Annotated in this window: 18 protein-coding genes; 6 read left to right on the top strand and 12 right to left on the bottom strand. The window is 67.0% G+C overall.

All coding sequences use genetic code 11. The features are described from left to right. Positions 1-98 precede the first annotated feature (98 nt). The 11 genes from ACZK4H_RS14585 to ACZK4H_RS14635 all read right to left on the bottom strand — a co-directional run bounded on the left by ACZK4H_RS14585 (position 99) and on the right by ACZK4H_RS14635 (position 11402). The gene (locus ACZK4H_RS14585) at positions 99-1370 is read right to left on the bottom strand and encodes a glutamate-5-semialdehyde dehydrogenase (RefSeq protein WP_099551860.1); all 1272 of its coding nucleotides are present in this window, start codon (positions 1368-1370) and stop codon (positions 99-101) included. After that, a complete protein-coding gene (gene proB / locus ACZK4H_RS14590) occupies positions 1367-2524 on the bottom strand; it encodes a glutamate 5-kinase (RefSeq protein ID WP_099551861.1) in 1158 nt (385 codons plus the stop codon). Before proB ends, ACZK4H_RS14585 begins: the two co-directional genes overlap by 4 nt. A gap of 11 nt (positions 2525-2535) precedes the next feature. Next, positions 2536-2799, bottom strand: a complete 264-nt coding sequence (locus ACZK4H_RS14595; protein ID WP_099551862.1) for a YciI family protein — start codon at positions 2797-2799, stop codon at positions 2536-2538. Next, a complete protein-coding gene (gene argH / locus ACZK4H_RS14600) occupies positions 2799-4094 on the bottom strand; it encodes an argininosuccinate lyase (protein WP_099551863.1) in 1296 nt (431 codons plus the stop codon). Before argH ends, ACZK4H_RS14595 begins: the two co-directional genes overlap by 1 nt. A 20-nt stretch (positions 4095-4114) precedes the next feature. Beyond that, complete coding sequence (argC, locus tag ACZK4H_RS14605; protein ID WP_099551864.1) at positions 4115-5068, bottom strand: N-acetyl-gamma-glutamyl-phosphate reductase; 954 nt, start codon at positions 5066-5068, stop codon at positions 4115-4117. Beyond that, positions 5065-5667 (bottom strand): GNAT family N-acetyltransferase, encoded by a 603-nt coding sequence (locus ACZK4H_RS14610; RefSeq protein WP_099551865.1) that lies wholly within the window; start codon positions 5665-5667, stop codon positions 5065-5067. Before ACZK4H_RS14610 ends, argC begins: the two co-directional genes overlap by 4 nt. Positions 5668-5670: 3 nt before the next feature. Continuing rightward, the gene (locus ACZK4H_RS14615) at positions 5671-6999 is read right to left on the bottom strand and encodes an acetylglutamate kinase (RefSeq protein ID WP_099551866.1); all 1329 of its coding nucleotides are present in this window, start codon (positions 6997-6999) and stop codon (positions 5671-5673) included. 25 nt (positions 7000-7024) lie between these two features. Then, positions 7025-8113: an acetylornithine deacetylase gene (locus ACZK4H_RS14620; RefSeq protein ID WP_099551867.1), complete on the bottom strand. Its 1089-nt coding sequence runs from the start codon at positions 8111-8113 to the stop codon at positions 7025-7027. Between the two features lie 148 nt (positions 8114-8261). Continuing rightward, on the bottom strand, positions 8262-9455 hold the full coding sequence (locus ACZK4H_RS14625; RefSeq protein WP_010486639.1) for an argininosuccinate synthase: 1194 nt from the start codon (positions 9453-9455) through the stop codon (positions 8262-8264). 68 nt (positions 9456-9523) lie between these two features. Further along, positions 9524-10534 (bottom strand): N-acetylornithine carbamoyltransferase, encoded by a 1011-nt coding sequence (locus ACZK4H_RS14630; RefSeq protein WP_099551868.1) that lies wholly within the window; start codon positions 10532-10534, stop codon positions 9524-9526. A 319-nt stretch (positions 10535-10853) separates the two neighbouring features. Then, positions 10854-11402, bottom strand: coding sequence for a glycine zipper 2TM domain-containing protein (locus tag ACZK4H_RS14635; protein WP_241896738.1), 549 nt, complete (start codon positions 11400-11402; stop codon positions 10854-10856). Between the two features lie 203 nt (positions 11403-11605). On the opposite strand from ACZK4H_RS14635, the gene cysS reads away from it, so the two are divergent. The 3 genes from cysS to ACZK4H_RS14650 are packed head-to-tail and all read left to right on the top strand — an operon-like array spanning position 11606 to position 14733. After that, complete coding sequence (cysS, locus tag ACZK4H_RS14640; RefSeq protein ID WP_099551870.1) at positions 11606-12982, top strand: cysteine--tRNA ligase; 1377 nt, start codon at positions 11606-11608, stop codon at positions 12980-12982. Between the two features lie 54 nt (positions 12983-13036). Continuing rightward, positions 13037-13489 (top strand): SufE family protein, encoded by a 453-nt coding sequence (locus ACZK4H_RS14645; RefSeq protein ID WP_005410372.1) that lies wholly within the window; start codon positions 13037-13039, stop codon positions 13487-13489. Next, positions 13486-14733, top strand: coding sequence for an MFS transporter (locus ACZK4H_RS14650; protein WP_099551871.1), 1248 nt, complete (start codon positions 13486-13488; stop codon positions 14731-14733). Before ACZK4H_RS14645 ends, ACZK4H_RS14650 begins: the two co-directional genes overlap by 4 nt. Positions 14734-15334: 601 nt before the next feature. On the opposite strand, the gene dksA is transcribed toward ACZK4H_RS14650, so the two are convergent. After that, positions 15335-16564, bottom strand: a complete 1230-nt coding sequence (gene dksA / locus ACZK4H_RS14655; protein WP_099551872.1) for an RNA polymerase-binding protein DksA — start codon at positions 16562-16564, stop codon at positions 15335-15337. 272 nt (positions 16565-16836) lie between these two features. On the opposite strand from dksA, the gene yidD reads away from it, so the two are divergent. The 3 genes from yidD to ACZK4H_RS14670 are packed head-to-tail and all read left to right on the top strand — an operon-like array spanning position 16837 to position 19287. Then, positions 16837-17091, top strand: a complete 255-nt coding sequence (gene yidD, locus ACZK4H_RS14660) for a membrane protein insertion efficiency factor YidD (protein ID WP_005414016.1) — start codon at positions 16837-16839, stop codon at positions 17089-17091. A gap of 1 nt (position 17092) precedes the next feature. Further along, the gene (locus tag ACZK4H_RS14665) at positions 17093-18439 is read left to right on the top strand and encodes a dihydroorotase (RefSeq protein WP_012480835.1); all 1347 of its coding nucleotides are present in this window, start codon (positions 17093-17095) and stop codon (positions 18437-18439) included. Next, positions 18439-19287, top strand: a complete 849-nt coding sequence (locus ACZK4H_RS14670) for a M23 family metallopeptidase (protein ID WP_099551873.1) — start codon at positions 18439-18441, stop codon at positions 19285-19287. Before ACZK4H_RS14665 ends, ACZK4H_RS14670 begins: the two co-directional genes overlap by 1 nt. Positions 19288-19365 lie beyond the last annotated feature (78 nt).

A 19365-nucleotide genomic window follows, 5' to 3' on the forward strand; every position in this document is an offset into this window, starting at 1 on the left:
CCGGTGGGTGCCGGCCGTGGTCGGCACTTGCTTTGGTAGATGCCGACCTTGGTCGGCACCGGGGTCTACCGCGAAGAGCATCCACGCATGGGGTGGATCTACTTGCGCGTCTGCCCTTCGCCACGCACCACGAAGCGCTCGACGGTGAGCGCTTCCAGTCCCATCGGGCCGTAGGCATGCAGCCGTGTGGTGGAAATGCCGATCTCGCTGCCCAGGCCGAGCTGGCCGCCATCGGAAAAGCGCGATGAGGCATTCACCATCACCACCGCCGAGCGCAGCGCGTTGACGAAGCGTTCGGCTTGACCGGCATCTTCAGTGGCGATCACTTCGGTATGGTCGGAGGTGTAGGCACGGATGTGCGCGATGGCCGCATCGAGATCGTCCACCACGCGCACCGCCAGTACCAGGTCGAGAAACTCGGCGGCGTAGTCGTCTTCGGTGGCCAGCGTGCTGCCCGGCAGCAGGGACTGCGCACCCGCATCGGCACGCAGCTGCACGCCGCGCTCGCCCAACGCCTTCGCCACGCGCGGCAGGAACGAACCGGCGACGTCACGGTGCACCAGCAACGTCTCCAGCGAATTGCAGGCTGCAGGACGACTGCACTTGCCATCCACCAGCAGATCGAGAGCCTTGCCAAGGTCGGCACTGGCATCCACGAACAGGTGGCAGACGCCCTTGTAGTGCTTGATCACCGGCACCCGTGCGTGTTCGGCGACGAAACGGATCAGGCCTTCGCCACCACGCGGAATCGCAAGGTCGATCAGCTCGTGCAGCTGCAGCAGTTCCAGCATCGCCTCGCGGCGCAGGTCGGTCAGCACCGTCACTGCGGCCGGTGCCACGCCGTTGGCCTTGAGTGCTCCCGCCAGCGCCTGCGCGATGGCGGTGTTGGAATGGATCGCTTCGGAGCCGCCACGCAGGATCACGCCATTGCCAGCCTTCAGGCACAGCGCAGCGGCTTCGGCGGTCACGTTCGGGCGCGCCTCGTAGATCATCGCGATCACGCCCAGCGGCACGCGCACCTTCTGCACGCGGATCCCGTTCGGGCGCACGTCATCGCGGGTCACCTGGCCGACCGGATCTGGCAATCCGGCCACTTCGCGCACGGCCTCGGCCATCGCGAACAGGCGCGGCGGATCCAGTGCCAGCCGATCAAGCATGGCGCTGCCCACGCCTTTCCCGCGTGCAGCGGCAAGGTCGCGCGCGTTGCCGGCCAGGATCAGCCCGGCGTTCACTTCCAGTGCCTGTGCCATCGCCAGCAGCAGCGCGCGCCGGGCGTCACTGTCGAGACCGGCGACCACCTGGGCCGCGTCACGGCAGGCCCGCGCCTGCGCTTCGATGTCGCTCATCGGAATGTCCTTCAATGCGGTCATGGCAGCACCAGGTCGTCACGATGGACGACGCTGCCGCCGTAGTTGTAGCCGAGCACGGCCTGGATGTCGCGCGAATGGCGGCCAGCAATGCGGCGCACGTCGTCGGCCGCGTACTGGCTGACACCGCGGGCGATGCACACGCGCCCCTGCGATGCGTCCCAGCACACCTGCACCATATCGCCACGGCGGAACGTCCCTTCCGCACCAGTGATGCCGCCAGGCAACAGCGAAGCGCCCTTCTCGCGCATCGCCTGTGCAGCACCGGCATCGACCAGGATCGCGCCTTCGGCCAGCGGTGCGTGCCGAAGCCAGTGTTTGCGCGCGGCCTCGCGGCTGCGCGCGGCGTGGATGCGGGTGCCGAACAGGCGATCCTGTGCCAGCGCGCGCACCACCTCCCCACTGCGTCCATTGAACAGGTAGGTCTCGATGCCGAGGCGGCCCGCCTTGGCCGCCGCTTCCAGCTTGGTGCGCATGCCACCGGTACCGGCACGTGATCCCGCCCCCCCCGCCATCGCCAGCACTTCATCATTCAATTCCGCAACGTCGTGCAGCGGCCGTGCATCGGCCACGGTGCGCGGGTCGGCGCTGTACAGGCCATCGATGTCGGTGGCGATGAACAGCGCATCGGCATCGACCAGCGCCGCCACCGTCGCCGCCAGATTGTCGTTGTCACCGAGCTTGAGCTCGTCCACCGACACGGTGTCGTTCTCGTTGACTACCGGCAACGCGCCCAGCCGCAGCAGTTCGTTGAGGGTGGCGCGGGCGTTGAGGTAACGGCGACGGTTGCGCAGGTCGTCATGGGTCAGCAGAACCTGCGCCACCGGGCGCTCGAAGAAGCGCTGCCAGAGGCCGATCAGCTGGGCCTGGCCAAGGGCCGCCAAGGCCTGCCGCGCCGCCATCGCTGCGCCCGGCTCATCGGCGCGCGGCAGGATCGCGCGCCCGGCCGCCACTGCGCCGGATGACACGATCACCACTTCGCGCCCGGCCAGTACGTTGGCCGAGACGAACTGCGCCAGGCCCAGCGCATGACGTGGCGACAGTCCGCCACCATCGGCCGCCAGCAGGCTGCTGCCGACCTTCAGCACCGCACGCCGCCACGGTGGCAGCGCCTGTTGCGGGAACGGCGAAGCGGCGTTGGCAGCGTGCAGGGTCATCGGTCAGGGTCTCAGCGGGTGTTCCATTCGTGCACGGTCAGGTCAGAGGCCTGCATCGTCACCAGCGGATCGGTGGCAACGATGGCCTGTGCCTGCGCCAGGCTGTCCACGTTGCACAGGACGTAGGCGCCACCGCTGCCATCGGCGAAGCCGCCGGTCAGCTGCAGCTTGCCCTGCGCCTGCAACGCATCGAGGAAGTCACGGTGCGGCTGCACGGCGGCGGCATTGAAATCGGGCCGGCGCATGGCCAGCACCAGATAGACGGTGGTCGCCATCAGGCCAGCGCCTGCCAGCGCGCGCGCAGTTCATCCAGGCGCAGGTCGGCGGCCGAACCCGGCGACACACGGGCGGCCAGGCTGCCTTCCGGCGTGCGCCCCTGCCCTGCACTGTCCGCACCGGCCGCAGCGGCCTTGTAGGCCTCGCGGAACGGCACGCCGGCCACGGCCGCTTCCACGGCAACGTCGGTGGCATACATGCCTGAATCAATCGCCGCGCGGAGCTTGTCGTCACGCCATTCCAGGTTGGCCAGCAACGCCGGCAGCAGTTCCAGCGCAGCCAGACCGCGGCCGAAGCCGTGGAAGATGGCGCCCTTGGACGACTGCAGGTCGCGATGGTAGCCCGACGGCAGCGACAGCAGCTGCTCGATCTCGGTACGTGCAGCGGCCACGCTGGCGTGGGTCGCGCGCATCAGCTCGATCACGTCCGGGTTGCGCTTGTTGGGCATGATCGAGCTGCCGGTGGTGTACTGCGCCGGCAGCGCGACGAAACCGAACTCGGCACTGGTGAACAGCGACAGGTCCCAGGCGATGCGGCGCAGGTCCAGCGTGGCACCACCGAGCGCTTCCAGCGCGGCCAGTTCGAACTTGCCACGCGACAGCTGCGCGTAGATCGGCGAGATCTGCATGCGCGCGAAGCCGAGTGCAGCCGTGGTGTGTGCGCGGTCCAGCGGCAGGTTCACACCGTAGCCGGCAGCCGTGCCGAGCGGATTTGCGTCGACCAGCGCGTGGGTGTCGCGGGCACGGACGGCGTTGTCGATGAAGGCCTCGGCCCAGCCCGCCCACCACATGCCGGCCGAGGACACCACGGCGCGCTGGATGTGGGTGTAGCCGGGAATCGGCAGGTCCTTCTCGGCCTGCGCACGGTCCAGCGCGACCTTGGCCACTTCGGCACTGAGCTGGGCCACGCGCTGCAGCTTCTCTTTCAGCCACAGACGGGTGGCCACCAGGATCTGGTCGTTGCGGCTGCGGCCGGTGTGGATCTTGCGACCGGCATCGCCGAGCCGTTCGGTCAGGCGCGCTTCGATCGCCGAGTGACCATCCTCGTACTGGGCATCGAGCACGAAGCGGCCTTCGCGGAAGTCCTGCGCCAGCACCTCCAGCTCGCGCAGCAGGCCGGCCAGCTCATCGGCGCCGAGGATGCCGATGTGCTGCAGGCCCTGCGCATGCGCTGCGCTGGCGGCGATGTCATGCAGGAAGAACTCGCGATCGAGGATCACGTCGTCACCGGCGAGGAAGGTCTGGATCTGGGCGTCGACAGCGACGCCGGGCTTCTGCCAAAGAAGGTCTGCCATGGGGGCTCCGGAAGGCGGGATCAGTGCGGGATCGACGTCAGTTCGTCGATGCCCAGCGCGAGGTTGAGGTTCTGCATGGCCTGGGTGGCCGCGCCCTTCAGCAGGTTGTCCAGGGTCGCCACCACCACCACCCGCTTGCCGCCCGGGGCCAGGGTGAAGCCACCGACCTGGGCACCGTGGCGGCCGGCGATGCGGCTGACCCACGGCGCTTCATCCATCACTTCGATCAGGGGTTCGCCGGCATAGGCCTGCTGGAAGCGCTCGATGATCTGCTCGCGGGTCTGCACGCGGTTCAGCCACAGGTTGGCGGTGAGCGTGATGCCACGGAAATGCGGCGCGACGTGGGGCATGAACTCGACCGCCACGCCCAACTGCACCGACACCTCGCGCTCATGCACGTGGTTGGTCAGCGCATACGGCATCAGGTTGTCGGCCAGCAGTTCGACGTTGTTCTTGTCCGACGGCGTGGTACCGGCGCCGGAGTAGCCGGAGACACCGAAGCACTGCGGCGGACCGGCCAGCAGGTCCAGCAGCGGCTGCACCGCCAGCTGCATCGCCGTGGCATAGCAGCCCGGGTTGCTGATGTGCTTCTGACCGTTGTAGCGGCCGCGAGTCAGCTCCGGCAGGCCGTAGTACCAGCTGCTGTCGAAGCGGTAGTCGGCCGAGAGGTCGACGATGACGGTGTCCGGTTTCGCGGTTTCAAGCGCGGCCACGAACGGTGCGGCCAGGCCATTGGGGAGGGCGAGGATCACCGCATCCACGCCCTTGGCGGCCACCGCGTCGGCGTCCAGGTTCTCGTACTGCAGGTCACCCTGGAATTCCGGATGGTGATCGGACAGGCGCTGCCCGGCGCGCTCGCGCGAGGACACGAAGGCCAGTTTCAGGCGTGGATGGGCTGCCACCAGCTTGATCAGCTCGGCGCCGGTATGGCCGCGGGCACCGACGATGCCCAGGGTGAAAGTCGAATCGTTCATGCGTGCCTGTCCAGGCGGTACTGCAGGTGGCGCTTCACGCCCTGCCATTCCGCATCGATGATGGAGAAGATGACGGTGTCGCGCGGCGTGCCATCGGCATGCCGCTTGTGGTTGCGCAGCACGCCATCCTGCTTGGCGCCGAGGCGGGCAATGGCGGTACGCGAAGTGGCGTTGAACCAGCTGGTTTCCAGCACCACGCTGATGCAGCCCATCGTTTCGAAGGCGTGCTGCAGCAACAACAGCTTGGCTTCGGTATTGGCACCGGTACGATGCACGCGCGGCGTGTACCAGGTGTAGCCGAGGCTGAGTTTCGGCACGCCGGCATCCATATCGTAGAAGCGCGTGCTGCCGATGATCTCACCGGCAGCATCGCGGATCACGAATGGAAGCACCTTGCCTTCGGCCTGCGCCTGCAGCGCGGCCTGCACATAGGCCTCGGCCCGCTCCGGCGACGGCACCTGCGTGTACCAGAGCTGGTCCAGCCCGCTGCCGTCCAGCGCAGCGCGCAGGCCCGGCACATGTTCCATCTGCAGCGGCTGCAGCATCACGTGCTGGCCGCGCAGGGTGGGTACCGAACTCCAGGCGTCGGGGTTGCTCATCGCTCAGCCCTGCAGGCTTGGTGTGCGCTTGGCGCAGTGGTCGACATAGGTGCGGATGCGATCGATGCCATCGGCACCGAACCAGAACACCTTCCACTGATCCTGCTTGTAGCAGCCATCGGACTCGGCGTAGTAGAAGTGATTGATCGGGTTGCCATGGCGCGAGCGCCAGAACAGCTGCGGGGTTTCCTCCAGCATCACGTTCCAGACCGCACGACCGAGGCCTTCGCCCTGTGCGTCGTCGAGCACGGCGAACTTGTCCAGGTACACGCCTTCGGCTTCGTCAGTGAGTATCACCGCGGTGCGGTAGTTCTCGCTGACATAGGCACGCAGCAGCTTCGTCTTTTCGAAGTACTCCGGTACCAGGGTGCGGCCGAAGCTGGATTCGATCAGGCCCTTCAGGCGCGGCAGGTCCAGTTCGTTCCAGGCAGTGGCGCGCAGCACCTTTTCGCCCTTGCGCACCAGCGTGCCCGAGCCCTTGTGGGTGAACAGTTCCTTGGCCAGGTCGGCCGGGCGGGTGATCGACACCGACGATTCCAGCGGCAGGCGGTCGAGCAGATCCTTGATCTGTTCGATCTTCACCTTCATGCCGCCGTGGATCCACGGCTGCGCGATCAGGTGGTCATACTCGGTGGACAGGTTGATCGAATCGATCACGTTGCCCTGCTCATCCAGCAGGCCACCGGTGCCGGTCAGGAAGATGATCTTGTACGGCTGCAGTTCCTGCACCAGCTCGTTGGCGGCGAAGTCGGCGTTGACGTTGAGGATCTGGCCACCGGCGGTCTCGCCCAGGCTGGTGATGACCGGAATCGAGCCGGCACGCAGGCTGGCCTCGATCGGTGCCAGGTTGACCTTCTTCACTTCGCCGACCAGGCCGTAGGTGTCCACGTCGAGGTACTCGGCCTCGAACACGCCGCCGGTGATCGAGGTGGCACGCGCGCCGTTCTGCTGCAGGGCTTCGACCAGCCGCAGGTTGGACTGCTGGAACACCCGGCGCACGATCGCCAGCGCTTCCGGCGAGGTCACGCGCAGGCCGTTCACGGTCTGCTTGTGGATGCCGGCCGCCGACAGCTCGGCATCCAGCTGCGGGCCGGCGCCGTGCAGCACAATCGGGGTCAGGCCGACTTCCTGCAGGAACGACAGCGAGGAGGTCAGCGCGTCGAGGTCATCGCGCAGCACCGCGCCGCCGACCTTGACCACGGCGAAGCGCTTGGCATCCAGCTGCGAAAAGCGCTTGAGGTACTGGCTGATCTCCTTCGCGCTGGCCATGCTGGAAAGCAGGCGCACGATGGTCTGGCGGGTCTGGCGATGGGGCTGGAGGGCAGGAGACATTTCGGTTTCGTCGGAAAGGGAAGAATCAGGCGCCGGCGGCGATGATGCGCTGCACGGCGTCGGTGTAGCGCTGCAGCTGGTCCAGCGTCACGAACTCATCGGCGGTGTGGGCCTGGGCGATGTCACCCGGGCCGAACACCAGGGTGGTGTAACCGGCGGCGGAGAACAGCGAGGCTTCGGTCCAGAAATCCACCGCGTTGCCGATCGGCAGGTCCAGCGCATCGGCCACGTCGCGCGCCAGCAGGCGGCGGTTCTCGGCTTCGGCAATGTCGCCGGCCGGCAGGCTGGGGCCACGGAAGGTTTCGGTGAACAGCGCGGCGTCCGGTTCGGCGAAACCGGCGAAGGTTGCCAGCAGGGCGTCGATGTCCATCGACGGCAGCGGGCGGAAGCCGAAACGCACTTCAGCCGCAGGTGCGATCATGTTGGCCTTGATCCCGCCTTCGACGCGGCCGATGTTGAAGCGCAGGCCGGTCAACCCACCGAAACGTGCCGAGGCCAGCGATTCCACATGGTCCAGCGCGCGGCTACCCCAGCGCATGGCCTGGTGCAGCGCGCTGGCGGCCGCATCCTGCTTGCCCGAGGCATGGCCGGCACGGCCGGCGAACTGCATCAGCACCGAACTGATGCCACGGTGGGCCAGCACGGCCTCGCTCATGGTCGGCTCGGCCACCAGCACGGCTTCGTACGGCAGGCCACGCGCCAGGAACGCGGCGATGCAGCGCGGATCGTTGGCTTCTTCGTCGCTGGAGAACAGGAAGGCGGCATCGCCATCGCTGGCGTTGGCCGCAGCCACCAGCGCAGCGGCCGCACCCTTGATGTCACACACGCCCAGGCCGACCACGCGGTCATCCAGGCGGCGCATCACGTGCGGGTCGGCACTCCAGTGCGGCGAGTCCGGCACGGTATCCAGGTGCACGTTGAACAGGTACTTCGGCGTCCCGCGCACGGCGTACAGGCTGACTGCACCTGCACCGTGGTCGATCACCTCGACGTTGAACCCGGGCAGGTTCGCGCGCAGGTAATCGAAGATGCCACCGGTGGTGATCGCACGCGGCGGGTTGCGGGTGTCGAAGGACACCAGCGCCTGCAGGTGATCGAGCGTCTGTTCAAGCATGAAACAAAGATCCTGTGGAATTCCGCCGGGCATGGCCCGGCGCTACCGTGATGCGTCTGGTGGAGAGCCCCCTTCTTGTTGAAGGGGGCGCGCCAACGGCGCAGGGTTAAGGCGGAATGCGCGGGAGACGCGCGCGCAATTCAATCGCTCAGCGATTGACTTGCGCGTAAAGCGTCGAGCTCATGCCGAACAGCTTGATGAAACCCTCCGCCTCCTCCACGCCCCAGTCGGCCGACTGCGCGTAGGTGGCGCCCTTGGTGTTGAGCAGGTGCGGCGACTTCACCGCCACTGCATCAACACGGCCACCACGTGTTTCCAGCACCACTTCGCCGTTCACCTTGGCCTGCGAGGACTTCAGGAAGGCTTCGATGTCGGTCTTCAGCGGGTCGTGGTAGAAGCCTTCGTACACCAGCTCCACCCACTTGCGCGCCACGTCCGGCTTGAAGCGGTTCTGCTGCTTGGTCAGCACCGCATCTTCCAGCGCGCGGTGTGCGGCCAGCAGCGAAACCAGGCCCGGGGCCTCGAACACGATGCGGCCCTTCAGGCCGATCACGGTGTCGCCGGTGTACACGCCGCGGCCAACGCCGTACGGGGCGAACAGCTTGTTGAGCTGGGCCAGGATCTGGTCACCCGGCAGCGCCTTGCCGTTCAGTTCAACGGCTTCGCCTTCGACAAACTTCAGGGTGACGGTCAGCGCCTGTTCCGGCCACTCGCTGCGCGGTGCGCACCAGCCACGGGCACCCTCGCCCGGGGCTTCCCAACGGTCGATCTCGCCGCCGGACATGGTCAGGCCCAGCAGGTTCTCGTTGATGGTGTAGGCCTGCTGCTTGGCGCGCACGCCGAAGCCGCGCTCTTCCAGGTACTTCTGCTCGTAGGCGCGGGTCTGGGTGTGCTCCTTCTGGATTTCGCGGATCGGCGCGATGATCTGGTAGTCACCCAGGGCCTTCACGGCCAGGTCGAAGCGGACCTGGTCGTTGCCCATGCCGGTGCAGCCGTGGGCGATGATGTTGGTGCCCAGTTCGGCGGCACGCTTCAGCGCGGCATCGACGATCAGGTAACGGTCGGACACCAGCAGCGGGTACTGGCCCTGGTAGCCCTCGCCAGCCCACACGAACGGCTTGACGAAGCCTTCCCAGATGGCCGGGCCACCGTTGACGGTGACATGGCTGGCCACGCCCAGTTCGGCGGCGCGCTTCTCGATGAAATCGCGCTCTTCATCATCCACGCCGCCGGTGTCGGCGAACACGGTGTGCACGTTGTAGCCGCGCTCCTGCAGGTACGGCACGCAGAAGCTGGTATCCAGGCCGCCGGAGAAGGCGAGAACGACGTCTTTGTTGCTCATGGGGGTAATGTCCAATCAGGTGGGGTAGCGCCAGGCCATGCCCGGCGGATTGTTTCAATGCTTGGGAATCAGCGCCCGGCAACCGCGGCCATGATCGCCTTCTGCACGTGCAGGCGGTTCTCGGCTTCGTTGATGGCGATGCACTGCGGCGAATCCATCACCGCGTCGGTCGCCTTCACGTTGCGGCGCAGCGGCAGGCAGTGGCTGAAGACACCGTTGTTGGTCAGCGCCATCTTCCGCTCGTCCACGATGAAGTGCTTGAACTGGTCGCGGATCGGCTTTTCCGGCTCCCAGTTGCCGAAGAACGGCAGCGCGCCCCAGCTCTTGGCGTAGACCACGTCGGCGCCGGCGTAGGCGCTGTCGATGTCATGGCTGATCTTCAGCGAACCGCCGCTCTCGGCCACGTTCTGCTCGGCCCAGCCCATGTAGCGGTCATCGAGGATGTAGTCGGCGGTCGGGCACAGCAGGGTCACGTCCATGCCCATGCGGGTGGCGATGGTCAGCGCCGAGTTGGCCACCGCAGTGTTCAACGGCTTGGGGTGGTAGGTCCAGGTCAGCACGTACTTCTTGCCGCGCAGGTCCTGGGTGCCGAAGTGCTCCTGCAGGGCCATGACGTGGGCCAGCTCCTGGCACGGATGGGTGATGGTCTCCATGTTGATGACCGGCACCGGCGAATACCTGGCGAAGCTGTTGAGGACGATGTCCTGGCGGTCGTAGGCCCAGTCGATGAACTTGGGGAACGCACGCACGGCGATGATGTCGCAGTAACGGCCCAGCACCTTGGCCACTTCAGCGATGTGCTCTTCGGTGTCGCCGTCCATCACCGTACCGAGGTTGAACTCGATCGGCCACGCATCCTTGCCCGGCTGCAGCACCACCGCGTGGGCGCCGAGCTGGAACGCGCCCAGTTCGAAGCTGGTGCGGGTGCGCATGGACGGGTTGAAGAACACCAGCGCGATCGACTTGCCCTTGAGCTGGTCGCCGAGCTTGTTGCGCTTGAACAGCGCGGCCTGGGTCAGCAGCGCGTCAAGTTCGCTGCGGCTCCAGTCCTGGGTGTTCAGGAAGTGCTTGGGGGACATCATCTTTCCTTGCGTGGCGGCGCCGGGTTCGGCGCAGTGGAAGGGAAAAGCAGGAACCAAAGGTGGATCGAAAAGGTTGCAGTTGCAGCTTTCAGAACGCGGAAACGAAAAAACCCAGCCGGCGGGCTGGGTTTTTTTCGGACGAACAGCAAAAAGCTCCGGTTACCCAGCGAGGATGTGGGGTTCCGGTCGACGCGCACGCGAGGTCATGCCCGACGCCTGTCGGGCTGCGCTGCTGTCGTGCTGGAAGTCGGTGAGCTTCATGGTCGACAATCTTTGCATGCGGCCGGAGCCGGCGCAAGGGGCCGGGGTCGCAGAATCAGGGATTGCCGGCTGCGCCCTGCTCGGGGCCGACCCAGGGGGTGATCGAGACCCGGATCTTGAGCCGGTTGCCGGGGTCTTCCGGCAGCCGCGAGCGGTACTTGGTGCCCTTGTAGACGTAGTCCACGTCGTAGGCGATGGGGCGGCGGAATTCACGCCCGACCGGCACGATGCGGCAGTCACGGGTCAGCATCGGGCCATTGTTGGCCGGCGCCGGGGTCGGCGTCTCGGTCGCGGCCTCCTCAGGGATCTCCTCGTCACTGCGCTTGAACATCGAGCGCACCGAATCCCAGAAGCGGCCGATCCGGCCCTTGTCCTCGACAGGCTCTTCGCCGGTCACGTTGACAGGGGCCAGGGTACGGGTCGAGATCGGCTCGCAGTGCTCCTCGGTGCGGGTCGCGCGCAGGGTCTGGAACACCGGCTCGACGTTCAGCACCTGCGCATAGTCGAACTTCACGTTCTCGACGATCACCACACGGTTGCGCGGCTCGGCGTCCTGCGCCTGGGCCACGGCGGCTGTCGCCGACAGGCAGGCCAGGGTCAGCAACACGGTGGATTTCAGTGGCGACGGGAGCAAGGACACGGCAATAGTGTAGGCAGTGACGAGCGCAAGGGGCTGAACATTACCCGTCCACGCCGCTCCTGCCCACCCCACCTTGGGTGAAGCCGGCGTCCACCGGTGGCAACCGGTGCACCCAAAGGGGGCCGACACGTTCTAAAATCACGGGCTTGTCCCCCAGCCACACCCCCATGACCCTGCGCCTGCACAACAACCTGACTCGCCAGCTCGAACCGTTCACCCCGCTCGATCCGGCCTGTCCGACCCTGTATGTGTGCGGCCCCACGGTCTACAACTACGTGCACATCGGCAACGCCCGTGGCCCGGTGGTGTTCGGGGTGCTGGCCGACCTGCTGCGGCGGCGTTTCGGCGCACTGCGCTACGCCCGCAACATCACCGACGTGGACGACAAGATCAACACCGCCGCGCGCGAGCAGGGGGTGCCGATCAGCACCATCACCGACAAGTTCGCCGCCGCCTACCGTGAAGACATGGCCGCGCTGGGCGTGGTGCCGCCGGACATCGAGCCGGAGGTGACCGCGCACATGCCGCAGATCATCACCATGATCGAGCAGCTGATCGCCAACGGCCATGCCTATGCCGCCGAGGGCCACGTGCTGTTCGCGGTGGCCAGCTTCGACGGCTACGGCAAGCTCTCGCGCCGTGACCCGGAAGAGATGCTGGCCGGCGCCCGCGTCGATGTCGCCCCCTACAAGCGCGATCCGGGCGATTTCGTGCTGTGGAAGCCGTCCACCGACGACCTGCCCGGCTGGGAATCGCCCTGGGGCCGTGGCCGCCCGGGCTGGCACATCGAATGCTCGGCGATGGCCGCCGCCCATCTGGGCGAGACCATCGACATCCATGCCGGCGGCGTCGACCTGCAGTTCCCGCACCACGAGAACGAGATCGCGCAGAGCGAATGCGCGCACGGCGGCAGGATCTTCGCCCGCTACTGGCTGCACAACGGCATGCTCAACTTCGGCGGCGCCAAGATGAGCAAGTCGCTGGGCAACATCGAGCGCGTGCATGACCTGGTGCGCCAGCATCCGCCGGAGGCACTGCGCCTGGCCCTGCTGTCGGCCCATTACCGGCAGCCGCTGGACTGGTCCGATGGCCTGATCGAGCAGTCGGTGCGCACCCTGGACCGCCTGTACGGCACCCTGCGCGAACTGGCGTCGATCGAAGCCAGCGCGGTGATCCCGGCCACCGTCGAGGCGACCCTGGATGACGACCTGAACACCCCGCAGGCGCTGGCCGAAGTGGCCCGCATTGCCGCCGACGCGCGTCGTGCCACCGATCCGGCCGAACAGGCGCGCCTGAAGGGCGAGCTGCTCGGTGCGGGCCTGGCACTGGGCCTGCTGCAGGCCGATCCGGCGCAGTGGTTCGGTACCGCCGCCGGCGATGATGGTGACGATTCGCGCATCCAGGGCCTGATCGACGAGCGCGCTGCGGCCAAGAAGGCGCGTGACTTTGCCCGTGCCGACGCCATCCGCGACCAGCTGGCCGCCGAAGGCATCGTGCTGGACGACACTCCGCAGGGCGTTCGCTGGTCGCGCAAGCGCGGCTGACCCGCCCTGCCCCGTGGCCGGCCTGCCGGCCACGCCCCCACTGTAGAGACTGTTGTGACCGACTCCCCGTTCCCGCTTGAACCCACCGCCGCCGAGGCCCAGACCGCCATCGCCGAGGAATTCGGCTTCTTCGGCGACTGGTCCGAGCGCTACCAGTACCTGATCGACCTCGGCCGCAAGCTGCCCGCCTTCCCGGACGAATGGAAGACCGAAGAGCACCGTCTGCTGGGCTGCCAGTCGATGGTCTGGATCGTGCCGGAAGGCAACGCGCAGTCACTGCGCTTCCACGCCATCAGTGATTCGGCCATCGTTTCCGGCCTGATCTTCCTGGCCCTGCGCGTGTACTCCGGGCGCTCGGCGCAGGAGATCCTGGATACCGAGCCCAGCTACATCCAGGACATCGGCCTGGCCCGTCACCTCTCACCCACCCGCAGCAACGGCGTGGCGGCGATGCTGGCGTTCATCCGCGAGACCGCGCAGGCCCAGCTGCAGCGCGACCCGTCGTGAGCGAGCCTGCCACAGCCGAAGACACCGCGCTGGGCCTGCTGTCCCGGCCCGGTTTCGCCAAGCTGCTGGCCTACCGCATCTTCGCGATGCTGTCCTACCAGGTGGTTGCGGTCACCGTCGGCTGGCACATCTACGAAGTCACCCGCAATCCGTTCTCGCTGGGCCTGGTGGGCCTGGCCGAGGTGCTGCCGTTCTTCTGCGTGGCCCCGTTCGCTGGCTATCTGGTCGATCACCTGCCACGGCGCCGGCTGGGCATGGTGGCCTGTTCCGGGCTGATCGCCACGGCGCTGGTGCTGACCGGCGTTGCCACGGGTTGGCTGCCGTTTGAAGGGGTATGGCCGATCTATGCGGCCATCGCCCTGACCGGCATGGTCCGTGCGTTCCTGTCGCCGATCTACAACGCACTGTTCGCCCGCGTGCTGGCGCGCGATCAGTTCGCGCGCGGTGCCGGGCTCGGCGCAGTGGTGTTCCAGGCCGGCATGGTCGCCGGCCCAGCGCTGGGCGGCGTGCTGGTCGGCTTCGGCGGCAAGGGCCTGTCCTATGCCGTGGCTACCGGCTTCGCACTGGTGGCGATGGCCTGCCTGGCCACGCTGAAAGTGGAAGAGCCTGTGCACACCGGTCCAGCTGCACCGATCTTCAAGAGCATCGCCGAGGGTGCGCGCTTCGTGGTCGGCAACCGGATCATGGTCGGTGCCATGGCGCTGGACATGTTCTCGGTGCTGCTGGGCGGCGTGGTGGCGATGCTGCCTGCGTTCCTGCACGAAATCCTGCACCACGGCCCGGAAGGCCTGGGCATCCTGCGCGCGATGCCGGCGCTGGGTTCGGTGTGCGTAGGCCTGTGGCTGGCCCGCCACCCACTGCACCGCAATGCCGGCCGCGTACTGCTGTTCGCGGTGGCCGGGTTCGGCCTGTGCGTGATCAGCTTCGGCCTGTCGCAGCACTTCTGGCTGTCGGCGCTGATCCTGCTGTTCTACGGGGCCTTCGACGGCGTCTCGGTGGTGATCCGCTCGACCATCCTGCAGCTGGCCACGCCGGAAGAGATGCGCGGTCGCGTGTCGTCGATCAACGGCATCTTCATCAGTTCGTCCAACGAGCTGGGCGCGTTCTATGCCGGCACGATGGCCAAGCTGCTCGGTCTGGTACCGGCAGTGGTGCTGGGTGGGTTCGCGGTGCTGAGCGTGGCCGGAATTACCGCATGGAAGAACCCGACGCTGCGGAAGTTGAATTTGCGTGATCTGCAGTAGCGTCGGCTCGTCGTTTCCGCGACAGCCGCTTTACGTGCGCCGACGCATTGGTAGCGCCGGGCCATGCCCGGCGGCCCTTTTCCGCGACCGCGGCGGGGTGTCACTTTCTTTTCGCGAAAAGAAAGTAACCAAAGAAACGCTCCGCCATCCGCGAGCCGGCGCTGCGCGCCGGTGCCCTGTGCTCCTCGGTGAATCAGGGGACGGCGCCGAACTCGCTGCGCTCAAACAGCGGCGCCTCTTCGCCCCTGATTCCCCTGCGGTGCTCGGCTCGCTACAAGGCGGACTCAACAGCCGCGAGCGCACGTATGACCGCTCCTGGTAGATACCGTGTCGCCCTTGCCTAGGCAAGGGCGACACGGTATCTACATCAGCCGCGCACGCAGGAAACCGTCTAGAGCCTGCGGGTGGGTCCGGGCAGGACCGTCCGCGGCATGGATGCCGCGGCCGAGCTTACAGGGATGTACTTGCAGCGTGTCCTGCCCGGACCCACCCGCAGGCTCCACCCGATACCCGGAAGGCGCTGCTCTAGACAGCCAACTCGAACCCAACAAAAAACCCGGCCGAGGCCGGGTTTTTCGCATGACCAGATAACAACCGGGAATCAGTCGCCCTGCTGCTTCTGCAGATGCTCCCAACGCTCCTGGGCGTCGATGGTGCGCTCGGCGGTCAGGCGCGCTTCCAGGCGCTCCAGGCCGATTTCTTCGCCGGTGTCGACGCAGTAGCCGTAGTCACCTGCTTCCAGGCGCTTGAGGGTGCTGTCGATCTTGCCGATCAGCTTGCGGTAGCGGTCGCGGGTACGCAGTTCCAGCGAGTTCTCGGTCTCGCGGGTCGCACGCTCGGCTTCGTCGCCGATGTCACGCACTTCCTCGCGCAGGTTCTCGATGGTCTGCTTGGACTCTTCCACCAGGTCCGCACGCCAGTTCTGCAGGCGCTGGCGGAAGTACTCCTGCTGCAGCGAGCTCATGTATTCCTCTTCCGAGGACGGCTTGTAGCCAGCCGGCAGGATCGGGCGGCCGGTGGCCTCGTCGGTCTTGTACTCGACCACCTTGTACTTGCTGCGCGGGGCCGGTGCCGCCGAGCGGGCGGCGACGGCCACGGCAACCTTGCCGACAGGGCGCGACACGGTCTTCGGGGCGGAATCGGATTTCACGGCGGTTTTGGCAGGCGATTTCGAAACGGGCACGGGATTCTTGGATTGCGGGGCCTTCGAAGCGGCAGGAGCGGCGGCCGGGGCCGGCTTGGAGGCCGGTTGGGCTGCTGCCACTGCCACGGTCTTGGCCGGGACAGGCTTGGCCGGAGCCGGCTTGGTAGCTGGCTTCGGTGCGGACTTCACTACTGGGGCCGGGGTCGGCTTGACGGCCGGCGCGGCAACATTCTTGGCAACCTTCTTTACAGCGGCAGGCGTGGCAACCGGTTTAGCTGCAGCGACCTTCTTTGCCGCGGGCTTGGCGACCGGCTTGGCTGCAGCCTTCTTCACCACCGCCTTCGGCGCCGGCTTGGCTGCTGCCTTCTTCGCCACCGGCTTGGCGGCGGCCTTCTTCACCGGCGCGGCCTTGCTGGCGGTTTTCTTCACCACCGGCGCCTTCTTGCTGGCAGCGGCAGGCTTGGCCTTGGCGGGCGCAGCGGCCTTCTTCGCCACCGGCTTGGTTGCCTTGACCGGCGTTTTCTTTGCGGTGGCCTTCCTGGCCGCCGGTTGCGAGGACGCTGCCTTGGTCGCCGGCTTGCTGGCCGGTTTCCTGGCAACGGGCTTTGCCGCCAACTTCTTCACAACAGGCTTGGCGGTTTTCTTGGCGGCCGTTGCGGCCTTCTTTGCAGTTTTTTTAGCAGCCACGAAACGCTCTTCCTTGGATTCCCCGGGGCCCGGGAAAGCGGGCCTTTATAGCCTACCCGACCCGCAGCAGCAACCTCAGCGACCCTGCTCCATTCAGTCCTGGAGCCAAGCCAGCCAAGGGGCGGTCCGACGAACACGGACCGCCTTGCGCGGTACGGAACCTGGCCAGCACCCGAGAGTGCTGGTACCGGTCGCAGGCCATCGGCGACATGCGACCAACGGCCCATCCTGCACAAATGCGGCCTTCATGCCAACTGGCATAAGATGACTGGGTGATCTCGCGCCTGCTCATCGCCCTGCTGCGCTTCTACAAGCGCTTCATCAGCCCCTTGCTGGGGCCACGCTGCCGTTTCGTGCCGAGCTGTTCTGAATACGCGATGGAAGCCATCTCGCGGCACGGCCCGCTGCGCGGCAGCTGGTTGGCTGCGCGTCGGCTCGGTCGCTGCCACCCGTTCCATCCCGGCGGCTTCGACCCCGTGCCCGAGTCTCCCAACGCCCCCTCTTGCCGTTGCACAGGAAAACACTGACATGTCCTCCACCCTCATCACCAACGCCCGCATGGTCAACGAAGGCCGCACCTTCGACGGCGACCTGCGCATCGAGAACGGCCGCATCGCGCAGATAGGCAGTGGGCTGGCGCCGCGCGACGGCGAGCAGGTGGTGGACGCGGCCGGACGCTGGCTGCTGCCCGGCATGATCGATGACCAGGTGCACTTCCGCGAACCGGGCCTGACCCACAAGGGCGACATCGCCAGCGAATCGGCGGCGGCCGTGGCCGGTGGCCTGACCAGCTTCATGGACATGCCCAACACCAACCCGCCGACGCTGGATTCGACCATCCTGGAAGCCAAGTACGAGCTCGCGCGCGGCCGCGCCTGGGCCAACTACGGCTTCTACCACGGTGCCAGCAATGACAACCTGGACGCGATCCGCGCCCTGGACCCGAAGAAGGCCCCGGGCGTGAAGGTGTTCATGGGCGCCTCCACCGGCAACATGCTGGTCGACAACCCGGAAACACTGGATGCGATCTTCCGCGAATGCCCGACCCCGATCATCACGCACTGCGAAGACACGCCGATGATCGACGCCAACCTGAAGGCCTTCCAGGAAAAGTACGGCGACGCGCTGACCCCGGACATGCACCCGGACATCCGCTCGCGCGAGGCCTGCATCAAGTCCACCCGCCTGGCGATGTCGCTGGCGCGCAAGCACGGCACCCGCCTGCACGTGCTGCACATCTCCACCGCCGATGAGCTGGCGCTGTTCGAAAAGGGCCCGCTGATCCGTGCCGACGGCAGCCGCAAGCAGATCACCGCCGAGACCTGCGTGCACTTCCTGCACTTCGCGCGCCCGGATTACGCGACCAAGGGCAACCTGATCAAATGCAACCCGGCGATCAAGGAAGTGTCCGACCGCGAAGCGATCACCGCCGCGCTGGCCGACGACGTACTGGACGTGCTGGCCACCGACCACGCACCGCACACCTGGGAAGAGAAGCAGAAGCCCTACGCGCAGGCGCCGTCGGGTCTGCCGCTGGTGCAGTACGCACTGGTGGCCGCGTTGGAGCGCGTGCACGAAGGCAAGCTGACCCGCGAACAGGTGGTGCAGAAATTCGCACACGCGCCGGCACAGCTGTTCGACGTGGAAGAGCGCGGCTTCCTGCGCGAAGGCTACTTCGCCGACCTGGTGCTGGTGGAAGACGTGCCGTTTACGGTCAAGCGCGAGGACGTACTTTCCAAGTGTGGTTGGTCGCCGTTTGAAGGCACCACCTTCCGTTCGCGCGTGGCCTCGACCTGGGTCAACGGCCAGCTGGTGTGGGACGGCAGCAAACTGGTCGGCGAACCGGCCGGTCAGCGCATGACCTACGACCGCTGATGCGTTCGGCACTGATGATCGGGGCGCTGCTGCTGGCCGCGCCCCTGCTCACCGCACCGGCAGCGCAGGCCCAGGATGGCATCGGCAGCCTGATCGACAGCCGCGTGGTATTCCCGGCCAGCGCGTCGCAGGGCGCGCTGGTGATCGGCAAGGTGCCCGCCGGCAGCCGCGTGCAGTACGCCGGCCGCCAGCTGCGGGTGAGCAGCTACGGCAGCGTGGTGTTCGGCATCGGCCGCGACGAAAAGGGTCCGCTGCGCGTACAGGTGCAACGCCCCGACGGTGGCAGCGAGACCGCCACCATCACCGTGACCCCGCGCGACTGGCCCACCGAGCGCGTCAACGGCGTGCCCCCGAAGACGGTCAATCCGCCGCCGGCCATTGCCGAACGGATCAAGCGCGAACAGGCGCAGGTGACCGCCGCGCGTGCCCGCGATGATGACCGCACCGACTTCACCCAGACCTTCATCTGGCCAGTGCAGGGCCGCATCAGCGGCCGCTTCGGCAATGCGCGCGTGTACAACGGCCAGCCCGGTGCCGGCCATTCCGGCATGGATATCGCGGTGCCGACCGGCACTCCGGTGAAGGCACCGGCCGCCGGCATCGTCACCTTCGCCGGCCCGGACCTGTACCTGACCGGCGGCACGCTGCTGCTCGACCACGGGTTCGGGGTCAGTTCCAACTTCCTGCACCTGTCGCGCATCGACGTGAAGGTGGGTGACCGGGTGAGCCAGGGCCAGGTAATCGCCGCCGTCGGCGCCACCGGCCGTGCAACCGGCCCGCACCTGCACTGGGGCATGAACTGGTTCGATACCCGTATCGATCCGTTGCTGGTGCTGGAACGCAAGTAACGCGCGCGCACCGTCGCCGGGCTTGCCCCGGCGCCGGCCGATCGACGCGCGCGGTAGCGCCGGGCCATGCCCGGCGAA

The sequence above is a fragment of the Stenotrophomonas sp. 78350_Sma genome (genome assembly GCF_056482105.1).

What these genes read in the sequence shown, in the direction of transcription:
- ACZK4H_RS14620 (WP_099551867.1), bottom strand. Translation starts at nt 8,113, where the DNA reads ATGCTTGAACAGACGCTCGATCACCTGCAGGCGCTGGTGTCCTTCGAC.
- ACZK4H_RS14630 (WP_099551868.1), bottom strand. Translation starts at nt 10,534, where the DNA reads ATGTCCCCCAAGCACTTCCTGAACACCCAGGACTGGAGCCGCAGCGAA.
- ACZK4H_RS14625 (WP_010486639.1), bottom strand. Translation starts at nt 9,455, where the DNA reads ATGAGCAACAAAGACGTCGTTCTCGCCTTCTCCGGCGGCCTGGATACC.
- ACZK4H_RS14585 (WP_099551860.1), bottom strand. Translation starts at nt 1,370, where the DNA reads ATGACCGCATTGAAGGACATTCCGATGAGCGACATCGAAGCGCAGGCG.
- ACZK4H_RS14670 (WP_099551873.1), top strand. Translation starts at nt 18,439, where the DNA reads ATGCGTTCGGCACTGATGATCGGGGCGCTGCTGCTGGCCGCGCCCCTG.
- ACZK4H_RS14610 (WP_099551865.1), bottom strand. Translation starts at nt 5,667, where the DNA reads ATGAGCAACCCCGACGCCTGGAGTTCGGTACCCACCCTGCGCGGCCAG.
- proB (WP_099551861.1), bottom strand. Translation starts at nt 2,524, where the DNA reads ATGACCCTGCACGCTGCCAACGCCGCTTCGCCGTTCCCGCAACAGGCG.
- argH (WP_099551863.1), bottom strand. Translation starts at nt 4,094, where the DNA reads ATGGCAGACCTTCTTTGGCAGAAGCCCGGCGTCGCTGTCGACGCCCAG.
- argC (WP_099551864.1), bottom strand. Translation starts at nt 5,068, where the DNA reads ATGAACGATTCGACTTTCACCCTGGGCATCGTCGGTGCCCGCGGCCAT.
- cysS (WP_099551870.1), top strand. Translation starts at nt 11,606, where the DNA reads ATGACCCTGCGCCTGCACAACAACCTGACTCGCCAGCTCGAACCGTTC.
- ACZK4H_RS14665 (WP_012480835.1), top strand. Translation starts at nt 17,093, where the DNA reads ATGTCCTCCACCCTCATCACCAACGCCCGCATGGTCAACGAAGGCCGC.
- ACZK4H_RS14615 (WP_099551866.1), bottom strand. Translation starts at nt 6,999, where the DNA reads ATGTCTCCTGCCCTCCAGCCCCATCGCCAGACCCGCCAGACCATCGTG.
- ACZK4H_RS14595 (WP_099551862.1), bottom strand. Translation starts at nt 2,799, where the DNA reads ATGGCGACCACCGTCTATCTGGTGCTGGCCATGCGCCGGCCCGATTTC.